We start from the raw sequence: 12,622 nt of genomic DNA, 5'->3' as shown, positions 1-12,622 counted from the left end.
CCGCTCCCCCGCTCGGCCCTTCCCCCCACCGGAACACCCGACCTGCGCGGCCCCCTGCGCTACGTGTGGTGGCTGATCACCTCCCAGCCGTGGCGGGTGCTGCGCGGCTCCTTCTACGGCACCCTGTGGATGGTCGGGCTGGTGTTCCCGCCCTACCTGCTCGCCCGCGCCATCGACGACGGTCTGCGTGCCGAGGATCCCCGCGCCCTGGTCCAGTGGGCCGGGATCACCGCCGTGGTGGCGGTGGCGACCGCGACCGTGTCGATCCTGCGGCACCGGACGATGTCCCTGGTCCGGGCGGACGCCGCGCACCGGACCATGCGCGTGATCACCCGGCACTCCACGGTGCTGGGCGCCTCTCTGTCCCGCCGCGTCTCCTCGGGCGAGCTGTCCACGGTGCAGGCCTCGGACGTCCTGCGCATCGCCCAGATCCTCACCATGACCGGCCCCGGGGTGGGCGCGGTCGTCGCCTACGCGGGCGTCTCCGTCCTGCTGTTCACCATCTCGCCGCCCCTCGCCGCGATCGTCGTGCTCGGTGTCCCGGTGCTGGCCGCCGTCATCGGCCCGCTGATGGGGCGGCTGCACGGCCACCAGAGCGTCTACCGCGAACACCAGGGGCGCACCACCGCGCTCGCCGCCGACATCGTCTCCGGTCTGCGGGTCCTGTGCGGCGTCGGAGGCAGGGCGCACTTCGCCCGCCGCTACGAGGACCGGTCCAGGGACCTGCTCCACCAGGGCTACCGGGTCAGCGAGACCACCAGCTGGTTCCAGGCGGTGAGCGCCTGCCTGCCCGTGGTCTTCCTCGGGGCGGTCACCTGGGTGGCCGCGCGTCTGGCGGTGAACGGGCAGATCACCGTGGGTGAGACCGTCGCCGTCTACGCCTATGTGGCCGTCCTCATCCTCCCGGTGTTCTTCATCATCGAGGGGGCCAGTGCCATGATCGAGGGCCTCGTCTCCGTGCGCCGGACGCTCGACCTGCTCACCCTCGACCCCCCGCCCACCGGCAGCGGCCGGGACCTCCCCGGCCCGGAGGAGGGGGCCGAACTGGTCGAACCCGACTCCGGGGTGCGTGTCCCGCCTGGCCTGACCACCGCTCTCGTCTCCGCCGACTCCGGGGCCGCCGCCGTGGTGGACCGGCTCGGGCGCTACACGGCCTCCGAGACCCTGTGGGGCGGGGTGCCGCTGCGCGACGTGGGGATCGGGGAGGTGCGCCGACGCGTGCTGGTCTCCGACAACGAGTCGTACCTGTTCGCCGGGTCGCTGCGCGAGGTCATGGACCCGCACGGCGGACACCCCGACACCGGGATCAGGGCCGCCCTGCACGTGGCGGGCGCCGACGACGTGCTCACCTCGATGCCGGACGGGCTGGACTCCGCCGTCGAACCGCAGGGCCGCAACCTCTCCGGCGGTCAGCGCCAGCGGGTCCGGTTGGCCCGGGCGCTCCTGGCCGACCCCGAGGTGCTGGTGCTGGTCGAACCCACCTCGGCCGTGGACGCGCACACCGAGTCCACCATCGCCGAGCGGCTGCACGAGGCCCGCACCGGGCGCACCACCGTGGTCGCCGGGACCTCGCCGCTCCTGCTGGACCGGGCGGACCGGGTGGTGCAGCTCGTGGACGGGCGGGTCGCCGCGGTCGGCACCCACGGCGAGCTGCTCGCCGACCGGCCCGACTACCGGGCGCTGGTGTTCCGTGGCGCCTCCGAGAACGAAGGGGACCCGGAATGAGCCTGCCCGTCGCCGACCGCGCGGAGGTCCGCCGCGACACCGTCCGGCTGCTGCGCTCCGAACGCGCACGCGTGGTCCGGGTGATCCTGCTGACCTGCCTGGCCACCGGTGCCGGGCTGGTCGGCCCCTATCTCCTGGGCCGGATCGTCAACCTGGTGGAGGCGGGCACGGCCACCCTGGGGACGGTGGACCGGTTGGCCGCCGGTGTGCTCGCGGCCGCCTTCGTGCAGCTCCTGCTCACCCGGTACGCGCGCCGCGCCGTCTACCGGTTCGGGGAGCACGTCCTGCGGCGGCTGCGGGAGGACTTCGTGGGCCGGGTGCTGTCCCTGCCGCCCCGGGTGGTGGAGCGTTCGGGCACCGGCGACCTCACCACCCGTGTCTCCGCCGACGTGGGCAACGTGGGCACCAGCCTTCGCGGGGCGCTGCCGGAGATCAGCATGGGCGTGCTCCAGGTCCTGGTCCTGGTGGTCGCGATCACCTGGCTGCACCCGCTGCTGGGCCTGTGCGCCCTGCTGGGATTCCCCCTGGTGTGGCCCGCCGCGCGCTGGTACCTGAGGCGTTCGCGCGAGACCTACCTGGCGGAGGGCGCGGCCCTGTCCACCGCGTTGGAGGGCGCCACCGCCACCGCCGAGGGCGGCCGCACCGTGGAGGCCCTGCGCGTCCAGGAGGACCGTCGAGGGGTGACCGACCGGGACGTCGGTGTCCTGTACCGGGCCCGCCGGGGCAGCCTGCGGCTGCGGTCGGTGTTGTTCCCTGTCGCCGAGGCGGTCTTCGTGCTGCCCGTCTCCGTCACCCTGATGGTCGGCGGGGCGATGTACCTGAACGGCGGGATCAGCCTCGGTGTCCTGGTGACCTGCCTGCTGTACGTGCAGCAGATGGTGGACCCGACGATCGGCGTCACCCAGAGGTTGGAGGAGCTCCAGCGCGCCGGTGCGTCGTTCGCGCGCCTGCGGGGCGTGCAGCGGCTGCCGGAGGAGTCCGCAGGCTCCGGCCGGGTCCCGGCGGACGACCGGATCGAGCTGTCCGGGGTCCGCTACTCCTACGTGCCCGGCCACGACGTGCTGCGCGGGATCGACCTCAGTGTGCGCCCCGGGGAACGGCTCGCCGTGGTGGGCCCCTCCGGCGCGGGCAAGACCACGATCGGCCGTCTGCTGTCCGGGGCGGACGCGCCGGGAGCGGGGCGCGTGCTGTTGGGCGGGGTTCCCGTCGCCGAGCTGGCCCCAGAGGTGCTGCGCGAGCGGATCGTCCTGGTCAACCAGGAGCACCACGTTTTCACCGGCACCCTGCGGGAGAACCTGGCCATCGCGGCTCCCGAGGGCGTCGACGTCGACGACACGGCTCTTTCGCGCGCGCTGGACGCGGTGGACGCCGACTGGGCGCGGGGGCTCGCGGACGGACTGGACACCCGGGTGGGTTCGGGCGGCGAGGCCCTGTCCCCGGCCCGGGCGCAGCAGGTGGCGCTGGCCCGCGTGGTGCTGCTGGACCCGCACACGGTGGTGCTGGACGAGGCCACCTCGCTGCTGGACCCGAGGACGGCGCGGCACACGGAGCGGTCCCTGGCCGCGGTGCTGGAGGGCCGGACGGTGATCGCGATCGCGCACCGCCTGCACACCGCGCACGACGCCGACCGGGTGGCCGTGGTCGCGGACGGGCGCGTCACCGAGCTGGGTACGCACGACGAACTCATCGCGGCGGGCGGGGCGTACGCGGCGCTGTGGAGTTCCTGGCACGGCACCGACTGAACCGGTGCCGTGCCGGACCGGACGAGGTCGGCGGTCCGGGGTGCACCTGATCCGTGTCCCTCGGGCGGCTGCGGGGTCTCGGGACGGGCTGCGGGGGGCCGACCCTCAGGCCCCCGCCTCCGGGCGCGGCGACGGGCGCTCGTGGATGAACTCCAGACCGTCGATATCGTCCCACTGCTCGCCCACGTGCTCGAAGCCGAACCCCGCGATGGTCGCCAGCGAGGCGGAGTTGTCCGGCCGGATCGACGCCCGCACCACGGCGACCTCCGGCTCTGCGTCGGCCCGGCGGAGCAGCTCGACCACGCAGGCCCGCGCGTAGCCCCGGCGCCGCATCTCCGGCACCACGGAGTACCCGATCTCCACCATCCGGCGTTCGTCCGGCGGCCCGTGGAAACCGGCGTGCCCCACCGCCCAGCAGTGGTCGGCGTCCACGACCACACTGGTCAGCCAGCTGGCCCGGCCGGGCACCGCCTGGATCTGCCCGAGACGGTAACGGCACAACCAGCGCATCTCCTCGGTGGCGAAGTGCTCACCGAGTTCGACGCCCATGAGGGCACTGGCTGTGTCCGTGTCCCCCTCCGCCAGGGCGGCGAGCACGGGTTCGGACATCGCCACCAGCCGCACCCTGGGTGCGCCGGGACGGGCTCGTGGTGCGCTCGGCGTGTCCCGAGGCGTGTCTGTGCCTGTCATCCCTCCCATCCTTTCCCCACCGATCCACTCGATCAACGTGTTTCCCACCAGGCACCCGACTCCCACCAACCGTCACCGGTCTCCGGGACGATGGAGGCCACCCGACCACCGCACCGAGGAGCACCCGTGACCGACACCCACCGCTGCGCCTGGGCCCGGAACACGTCCGAGCTCATGACCGAGTACCACGACCACGAGTGGGGGCGCCCCTCGCACGCCGACGGGTACCTGTTCGAGATGCTCGTCCTGGAGGGAGCCCAGGCCGGTCTCTCCTGGTCGACGGTGCTGAACAAGCGGGAGAACTACCGGCGCGCCATGGACGGCTTCGACTTCGAGCGGATCGCCGCCTACGGACAGGCCGAAACGGATCGGCTCCTCTCCGACCCGGGCATCGTCCGCAACCGCCTCAAGGTCGGCTCCGCGGTGCGCAACGCCCAGGCCTTCCAGCGGGTGCGCGGCGAGTTCGGCACCTTCGACACCTATCTGTGGGGGTGGGCCGAGGGCGAACCGGTGGTCAACCACTGGACCGCCCCGGAGGAGGTACCGGTGACCACCGACCTGTCCGACCGGCTCAGCCGGGACCTGAAGAAGCGCGGCTTCAACTTCGTGGGCAGCACCATCGTGTACTCCTACCTCCAGGCCACCGGCGTGGTGGACGACCACCTTGAGGGCTGCCCGGCCAAGCCCGTCTGATCCTCGCCGTACGATGTACTGTACGCACTACGGAAGGATGTGTCTTGACCTTTCTCATCGCCGGGGCCACCGGCACCGTCGGCCGCGAGATCGTCCGGCAACTCGTCGCCGCCGGGCACCCCGTGCGGGCCCTCACCCGCGACCCCGAACGCGCCCGAGGAGCACTGCCCCAGGGAGCCGAGGCGGTCCGGGGCGACCTCACCGACCCCGAATCCCTCGTGCCGCACCTCAGTGGCGTCGAGGGCCTGCACCTCATCACCTTCGGCGGGGACGACTACGCGCCGCTGGAGACCGGACCGCGACTGGTCGAACTGGCCGAGGCCGCGGGCGTGCGCCGGGTGACGGTGCTGTCCGACTTCTACGAGGGCGGCGTCCAGGAGGCCCTGCGTGCGAGCGCGCTCGCCTGGACCTTCCTCAACCCGGTCGAGTTCATGGCCAACCTCCTCGCGCACGCCGAGGAGATCCACGCCGAGGGCCTGATGCGGGTGTCCCGCGACCAGCCGAGCGCCATGGTGCACGAGGCCGACATCGCCTCGGTAGCGGTCAGCGCGCTCACCGAGGACGGCCACGGCGGGCGGGCGTACCTGATCAGCGGCCCGGAGTCGCTGACCCCGACCGAGCAGGCCACGCGACTGTCCACGGCGATCGGCCGGGAGGTCACCGTGGTCCTGCTCTCCCTGGAGGAGACCGCCCAGCGCCTGCGCACCCAAGGGCACGACGAGGAGTACGTGGCCTTCGCGCTGGAGCTGGCCAGCAACCCCCCGGAGATCGGCGGGCAGGTCCAGGACACCGTCCAGCGCGTCACCAGTCGCCCGGGGCGCACCCTGGCCCAGTGGGCCGCCGAGCACGCGGCGGAGTTCACCGGGTAGCGCCCGGGCCACCCGACCGGGTCCGATGCCCGCCCAGGCACCCCCTTCCCCGTCGAACCGCCCTCTCACTCCTGGCACCTGGATGGTGGTCACGGGATCTCCCTACGCGAGATCGTCCCCGCTCCGGGGCTGGAGGCGGTCGTTGGCGGGGCGGTGATCGTCGAGTTTCACCGGAAAAGGGGCCGCCGCACGTGGCCGACTGCGGCCAGGGTGCTGGACTTGATCACTCTCCACCCCTACGTGGCGTGGCGGCGGATCGGGGGGGATCGTGCGGTGTCCTGGGAGAGATCGAACATCGGCCCTGACGTGGTGTGCCACGACGTGTTCACGCCTCTGGGCCCGAACGGGACCACGAAATCGTCCACACCTCCTCGCCTGACCTCCTCAAAGCCTGACCCGGGGCCCGAACCCGCACCGGCCCCCACACCTACTGGCGGATGCGGGAGATAATCGGACCGGGCTTTCCAACGAATACGGAGAGGAGAAGTACATGACCAGTGACCACACTCCCCCGATGCGCACCTGGAGTGGCCAGGAGGCCGTGTTCTACGAGGCCGCTCTGGAGGCCATCCATGGCGCCATGGGGGCCTACAACGCCCTCATCACCCGCGAGCAGGCCAAGACGAACCCTGATCACGAACTCATCCAGCAAGCCCGTGCCGACCGGCGCGCCTGCATCAAGCACCGTCAGGCCCTCGACCCGGCAGACGCCGATCAGGTCGCCCGCACCCGCGCGTACTACAGCGAACTGACGCGAACCGTGCGGGAAAGAATGCAGTGAACGGCTTCGACGCGGAGGATTACCGGCTCTCCCCGGAACGCAACAAGCACATCTTCCAGCAGGAGATCGTGCCCGACCTCCTCGAAGGCAAGGCCTCCCAGGAACGCCCCACCGCGCTCTTCCTGATCTCTCAACCTGGCTCGGGCAAGAGCCGACTGCAGAAGGAGGTCGAACGGCCCCTGCTTGAGCAGGGCGGCTACGTCGACCTCGACAGTGACCTGTACAAGCCCTACCACGACGACTACGACGCGCTGATGCAGCGCGACGACAAGCTCATGACGGCCGCCACCCGCGCCGACGGACGCGAGTGGATGCGCCTGGCTTCCGAATACGCTCGCGAGCGCAACCTCAACGTCATCGTCCAGGAGACCGCACAGGACCCCGAGCACAGCGCCCGGATGATGGAGAGCTACAAACAGAAGGGGTACAACGTCACCGCCGAACTCATGGCGGTGGACAAGACCCTCAGCGACCAGGGCATCAACGCCCGCTACTTCGAGCAGGTCCGGGACCGCGGGGCCGGCCGTCTGACCGTTCAGGCCGCCGCTGACCGTTCCTACCAGGGAACCCAGGGACTGGCGCAGATCATCGAAGCCAGACCCAACCTGGTCCAGCGCGCGCGCATGTGGCGACGCGGGGAGAACACACCCTGCTACGACACCGCCGACAGCCGGTCGAAGGGAGTGTCGCTGGCCCAGACCCTGCGCCACGAGCGAGAGGAACGCCCTTGGACACCTGAGACGGTGACCGGCTTCCAGCAGACTCAGGAGCGCATGAAGGCTCCGCAGAGCCCTGAGGTGCAGGCCAAACTCGGACCGGACTGGCAGTCCAGGATGGCCGACCTGGATCAACGGGCCCAACCGAGGATCGCCACCGCCAAGGCGGCCGAAGCCGTCCGGCGTGCCAGCCGGGGTGGCCCGTCGGCCGGTAAGCCGATGGATCTACGAGCGCTGGCATCCGCGCGCAAGGGTTCGCCCTCACCGCCACGCAAGGACCCCGAGATCGAACGCTAGAAGCAGTGCGGCTGGGCGGCCCCACAGGATGACCGACGTCCAGGGCACCCGAGCCAGAGCCGCTTCGGCCCCCCGGGGCCTGGTCGCCGACTGGCACCCGATGTGGTCCACAGTGGCCGCCGCGCACGAGCTCTTTGCCACCCGGCCAGCCCCCCGCATACGCCCCGTCGCCGTGGAAGCGGGGGGCACTCGCGGACGTACACTGGCCCGTACGCCCTACGGACCAAGTACCAGGACGGACCGATGTCCCCGCAGAACAGCAAGAGTGGCGATCCCGCGCGCAGCCTGGCCCTGTTGTGGCGCACACAGGAACCCGCGAGCCGCCGCAGGGGCAAACCGGGGCTGAGCATCGACCGGATCGTGGTCGCGGCCACCGAACTGGCGGACTCCGAGGGGATCACCGCGCTGTCCATGCGCCGGGTCGCCGAGACCCTGGACGTCGGCACGATGTCCCTGTACACCTACGTGCCCGGCAAGGGCGAGCTCATCGACCTCATGGTGGACGCCGCCTACGCCGATCTGGACACCACGGAGCGGTCCGGCACCTGGCGGGAGCGTCTGCACCGGATCGCGCACGCCAACCGCGACCTCTACATCCGCCACCCGTGGATGCTCCAGACCGTCACCACGCGTCTCCTCGGTCCCAACCTCATCGCCAAGTACGACCACGAGCTCTCCGCCGTGGACGGGCTGGGGTTGAGCGAGGTCGAGATGGACTCCACCGTCAGCCTGGTCAACGGCTACGTGGAAAGCACCGCCCGGCAGACCGTCAACTCCGAGTGGATCGCCCGGGACTCGGGGATGGACGACCAGCAGTGGTGGCGGACCGCCGACCCCCTGCTGTCCGCGCTGATCGACGACTCCAGGTACCCGACGGCCGCGCGGGTGGGCGTGGCGGTCGGCACCACCCACCAGGCGCTCTACGAACCCGACCACGAGTTCGCCTTCGGGCTGGAGCGGGTCCTGGACGGGGTGCAGGTCCTGGTCGACGCCCGCTCCTCAGGCGCCGACCAGCCCTGAATCCGATCGGGCCGACCGAACCCGGCCCGGTTCAGCGCTCCAGCGCCGCGGCCTCGCGCGCGAGCTCGGTGACCTCGTCCCAACGGCCCTCGCCGACCAGCGCGGCGGGGGTGAGCCAGCTGCCTCCCACACAGCCCACGTTGGGCAGCGCGAGGTAGCTCTGGGCGCTGCGCGCGGTGATTCCGCCGGTGGGGCAGAACCGGACCTGCGGCAGCGGGCCGGTGAGCGACTTCAGGAACGCCGCCCCACCCGAGGCCTCGGCCGGGAAGAACTTGAGCTCGGTCAGCCCGAGCTCCAGCAGCGCCATCGCCTCCGACACCGTCGCCACCCCCGGCAGGGCGGGCAGCCCGGTGTCGGCCATCGCCCGGGCCAGCGACGGCGTGCACCCGGGGCTGACGAGGAAACGCGCCCCCGCCTTGGCGGCGGATCGGGCCTGCTCGCCGTTGACGATGGTCCCGGCGCCCACCACGGCCTCCGGCACCTCCTGGGCGATCCGCTCGATGGCGTCCAGGGCCGCCGGGGTCCGCAGGGTCACCTCGATGCCGGGCAGACCGCCCGCCACCAGGGCTCGTGCCAGCGGGACGGCGTGTTCGGCGTCCTCGACCACCACCACGGGCATCACCGGTGCGAGGTCGAGCACGTCCGCACCTGAGCGGGGGATCGTCGTCATGGCTGTCTCCAAGTGGTCAGTGGGTACGTGCGTCGCGGACGGCGGGCCGGGCGGCCCGCCCGCGCTCAGTGGCCGAAGACCCCGGCGCCGGTCTCGGCCGGGCCGACCGCCCCGCGCAGGGCGGCGAAGAGTTCGCGTCCGGTCCCGGCGGAGGAGTCCACCGTGGGCCGGGCGTCCTCGCGCCCGTCGAGGTCGGCCAGGACCTCCAGTGTGCCCCGGACCGCGTCCAGCCGGATGCGGTCGCCGTCCCGGACCCTGGCCAGCGGGCCGCCCGCCTCCGCCTCGGGTGAGACGTGGATGGCGGCGGGCACCTTGCCGGACGCGCCGGACATGCGCCCGTCGGTGACCAGGGCGACCTTCTGGCCCCGGTCCTGGAGCACGGCCAGCGGCGGGGTGAGCTTGTGCAGCTCCGGCATGCCGTTGGCGCGCGGGCCCTGGAACCGGACCACGGCGACGAAGTCCCCGGTCAGCTCTCCGGCGGCGAAGGCCGTCTGGAGTTCGGCCTGGTCCCCGAAGACCCGGGCGGGGGCCTCGACGACGTGCCGCTCGGGCGCCACGGCGGACACCTTGATCACGGCGCGGCCGAGGTTGCCCTCCAGCATGCGCAGTCCGCCGTCGGGGGCGAAGGGGTCGGTGGCCGGGCGCAGCACCGTCGTGTCCGCGCTCTCCGTGGGGCCGTCCACCCAGGTCAGCTGGCCACTCTCGGTCAGCTCGGGGACCTGGCGGTAGCGGTTCAGGCCCGGACCGGCGATGGTCCGGACGTCCTCGTGCAGGAGCCCGGCGTCCAGCAGGGTGCCGATGAGGAAGGCCATGCCGCCCACCTCGTGGAACCGGTTCACGTCGGCGGCGCCGTTGGGGTACATGCGGGTGAGCAGCGGCACGGCCTCGGACAGGTCGGCGAAGTCGTCCCAGGTGAGCTGGATCCCGGCGGCACGGGCGATGGCGACCAGGTGCAGCGTGTGGTTGCTGGAGCCGCCGGTGGCCAGCAGCGCGACCACGGCGTTCACGATGGCCTTCTCGTCGATCTGCTCGCCGACCGGGGTGTGGTGTTCGGTGAGGGAGGTCAGCCCGAGCACGCGGCGGCCGGCCTCGGAGGTCAGGGCCTCGCGCAGCGGGGTGCCGGGCTGCTCGAAGCTGGCCCCGGGCAGGTGCAGGCCCATGACCTCCATGAGCATCTGGTTGGAGTTGGCGGTGCCGTAGAAGGTGCAGGTGCCGGGCGAGTGGTAGGCGGCGGACTCGGCCTGGAGCAGCTCCGTGCGGCCGACCCTGCCCTCGGCGAACTTCTGGCGGACCCGCGCCTTCTCCTTGTTGGGCAGGCCGGAGTGCATGGGACCGGCGGGCACGAAGGCCACCGGCAGGTGACCGAAGGACAGGGCGCCGATGAGCAGGCCGGGCACGATCTTGTCGCACACGCCGAGCATGAGAGCGCCGTCGAACATGTCGTGGGACAGCGCCACGGCCGCCGACATCGCGATCACGTCGCGGCTGAACAGGGACAGTTCCATGCCCGCCCGCCCCTGGGTGATGCCGTCGCACATGGCGGGCACCCCGCCCGCGAACTGGGCGACCCCGCCCGCCTCCGCGACCGCCTTCTTGATGACGGCGGGGTAGGTCTCCAGGGGCTGGTGGGCGGAGAGCATGTCGTTGTACGCGGAGACGATCGCCAGGTTGGGGGTGACGTCACCAGCCAGCGAGAGCTTGTCTCCGACCCCGCAGGCGGCGAAACCGTGCGCGAGGTTGGCGCAGCCCAGGGAGGTGCGGGACGGGCCCTGGCCGACCGCTTCACGGACACGGGTCAGGTAGGCGGAGCGGGTCGCGTCGCTGCGCTCGGTCAGGCGCCGGGTGACCTCCGCGATCACCGGGTGGACGACGGGGGTGGTGCCGGGGGTGTGCGCGGTCATGCCTGCTCCTCTTCGTGCCACGTGCTGCCGGAACGGCCGATGAGCCGCTGCGCTCCTGCGGGGCCGGAGCTTCCGGCGGGGTAGGTCTCGGGTGGGGTGTCGAGGCCCTGCCAGGCCTCGATGACGGGGTCCACCCACCGCCACGCGGCCTCGACCTCGTCGCGGCGCATGAAGAGGGTGGAGTCCCCGGCCAACACGTCCATCAGCAGCCGCTCGTAGGCCTCGGGAGAGCGGGTGGCGAAGGTGTCGGCGAAGCTGAGCTCCAGCGGGACCGGCCGCAGACGCAGCGCACCGGCGCCGGGCGTCTTGGCCAGCATGGTCAGGTGTATGCCCTCGTCGGGCTGGAGGCGGATGACGAGGCTGCCAGCTCCGGAGGCCGCGGCCCCGGGGAAGATGGTGTGCGGGACGTCGCGGAAGCGGATGACGATCTCGGAGCGGGCGTGCCCCAGGCGCTTGCCGGTGCGCAGGTAGAAGGGGACTCCTGCCCACCGCCAGTTGGCGACCTCCGCGCGCAGGGCCACGAAGGTCTCGGTGTCGCTGGTCGCCGGTCCGCCCGCCTCGTCCAGGTAGCCGAGGACCTCCTCGCCCTGGACCGTCCCCCTCGTGTACTGGCCGCGCACGGTGTGTTCGGCGACCCGGTTCCCGGAGAGGGGTCTCAGGGACTGGAGGACCTTGAGCTTCTCGTCCCGGACGGCGTCGCGGTCGTAGCTGGCCGGGGGCTCCATGGCGGTGAGGCAGAGCAGCTGGAGCAGGTGGTTCTGCACCATGTCGCGCATGGCGCCGGAGGAGTCGTAGTAGCCGCGCCGTCCGCCCACGCCCACGGTCTCGGTGGCGGTGATCTGCACGTGGTCGATCCACCGGGAGTTCCACAGGGGTTCGAGGAAGACGTTGGCGAACCGCAGCACGAGCAGGTTCTGCACGGTCTCCTTCCCCAGGTAGTGGTCGATCCGGTAGGTGCGGGACTCCTCGAAGACCGCGCCCACGGCGTCGTTGACGGCCTTGGCGGAGTCGAGGTCGCGGCCGAGCGGCTTCTCCATGACGACACGGGACTCGGGGGTGACCAGGCCCGCGTCCTGGAGCCCCTGGCAGATGGCCCCGGAGATCATCGGCGGCACGGCGAGGTAGAAGACGCGGTCGCGGCCGGGGGTGAGGGCGGCGGCGAGGTGGGTCCATCCGGAGGGGTCGCCGCCGACGTCGACGGTCACGTGGGAGAGACGGCCGAGGAAACGGCGCAGGACCTCGGGTTCGACCACCTGGACGGCACTGTGGCTCCCGACTGCGGAGGAGGCCTTGTCGCGCAGGTCGGCGTCGGTGAGGCCGTCCTGGGAGACCGCCACGACCCGGGTGTCCCCGCCAAGGTGGCCGTCACGGTCCAGGAGGTAGAGGGAGGGGAGCAGTTTACGCATGGACAGGTCACCGGTTCCGCCGAAGACCACCAGGTCGGTGGGGCGGGGCACGGGCTGCTGCGGCATTCGGTTGGCTCCTGCGAGAGGGGAGGACGTGCGAGGGGTGAGACGG

The 12,622-nt window shown here is 72.0% G+C and carries 11 protein-coding genes; 7 read left to right on the top strand and 4 right to left on the bottom strand.

From position 1 onward, the window contains the following. The coding region (locus ADX84_RS23845) for an ABC transporter ATP-binding protein (protein WP_234004190.1) at positions 1 to 1,725 on the top strand (1,725 nt) is incomplete at its 5' end. Continuing rightward, positions 1,722 to 3,467, top strand: coding sequence for an ABC transporter ATP-binding protein (locus ADX84_RS23840; RefSeq protein WP_049579425.1), 1,746 nt, complete (start codon positions 1,722 to 1,724; stop codon positions 3,465 to 3,467). The genes ADX84_RS23845 and ADX84_RS23840, both read left to right, overlap by 4 nt. Positions 3,468 to 3,572: 105 nt before the next feature. On the opposite strand, the gene ADX84_RS23835 is transcribed toward ADX84_RS23840, so the two are convergent. Continuing rightward, a complete protein-coding gene (locus ADX84_RS23835; protein WP_234004189.1) occupies positions 3,573 to 4,157 on the bottom strand; it encodes a GNAT family N-acetyltransferase in 585 nt (194 codons plus the stop codon). Positions 4,158 to 4,283: 126 nt separating this feature from the next. Between ADX84_RS23835 and ADX84_RS23830 the strand changes: the two genes are divergently transcribed. The 5 genes from ADX84_RS23830 to ADX84_RS23810 all read left to right on the top strand — a co-directional run bounded on the left by ADX84_RS23830 (position 4,284) and on the right by ADX84_RS23810 (position 8,533). Beyond that, positions 4,284 to 4,850 carry a DNA-3-methyladenine glycosylase I gene (locus tag ADX84_RS23830; protein WP_255352589.1) on the top strand — a complete coding sequence of 189 codons (567 nt, stop codon included), beginning with the start codon at positions 4,284 to 4,286 and terminating at the stop codon, positions 4,848 to 4,850. 44 nt (positions 4,851 to 4,894) lie between these two features. After that, entirely contained in the window at positions 4,895 to 5,719 is an 825-nt protein-coding gene (locus ADX84_RS23825) for an NAD(P)H-binding protein (protein WP_049579420.1), read from the top strand. Positions 5,720 to 6,209: 490 nt separating this feature from the next. Continuing rightward, positions 6,210 to 6,500: a hypothetical protein gene (locus ADX84_RS23820; RefSeq protein ID WP_049579418.1), complete on the top strand. Its 291-nt coding sequence runs from the start codon at positions 6,210 to 6,212 to the stop codon at positions 6,498 to 6,500. Beyond that, entirely contained in the window at positions 6,497 to 7,513 is a 1,017-nt protein-coding gene (locus ADX84_RS23815; protein WP_049579415.1) for a zeta toxin family protein, read from the top strand. The genes ADX84_RS23820 and ADX84_RS23815 overlap by 4 nt, the downstream gene beginning before the upstream one ends. Before the next feature lie 243 nt (positions 7,514 to 7,756). Further along, complete coding sequence (locus ADX84_RS23810) at positions 7,757 to 8,533, top strand: TetR/AcrR family transcriptional regulator (protein WP_049579413.1); 777 nt, start codon at positions 7,757 to 7,759, stop codon at positions 8,531 to 8,533. A 31-nt stretch (positions 8,534 to 8,564) separates the two neighbouring features. Here ADX84_RS23810 and ADX84_RS23805 read toward each other — a convergent pair whose 3' ends face one another. The 3 genes from ADX84_RS23805 to zwf form a co-directional block, all read right to left on the bottom strand. Further along, positions 8,565 to 9,203: a bifunctional 4-hydroxy-2-oxoglutarate aldolase/2-dehydro-3-deoxy-phosphogluconate aldolase gene (locus tag ADX84_RS23805; protein ID WP_049579412.1), complete on the bottom strand. Its 639-nt coding sequence runs from the start codon at positions 9,201 to 9,203 to the stop codon at positions 8,565 to 8,567. A gap of 65 nt (positions 9,204 to 9,268) precedes the next feature. Further along, positions 9,269 to 11,104 carry a phosphogluconate dehydratase gene (gene edd, locus ADX84_RS23800; RefSeq protein WP_049579409.1) on the bottom strand — a complete coding sequence of 612 codons (1,836 nt, stop codon included), beginning with the start codon at positions 11,102 to 11,104 and terminating at the stop codon, positions 9,269 to 9,271. Then, the gene (zwf, locus tag ADX84_RS23795) at positions 11,101 to 12,576 is read right to left on the bottom strand and encodes a glucose-6-phosphate dehydrogenase (RefSeq protein ID WP_049579407.1); all 1,476 of its coding nucleotides are present in this window, start codon (positions 12,574 to 12,576) and stop codon (positions 11,101 to 11,103) included. The genes edd and zwf overlap by 4 nt, the downstream gene beginning before the upstream one ends. Positions 12,577 to 12,622: the final 46 nt, after the last annotated feature.

Source organism: Nocardiopsis sp. SBT366, assembly GCF_001083815.1.
In the GTDB taxonomy this organism is placed as follows: domain Bacteria; phylum Actinomycetota; class Actinomycetes; order Streptosporangiales; family Streptosporangiaceae; genus Nocardiopsis; species Nocardiopsis prasina.
This window is presented reverse-complemented; position numbering and strand designations above follow the sequence as displayed.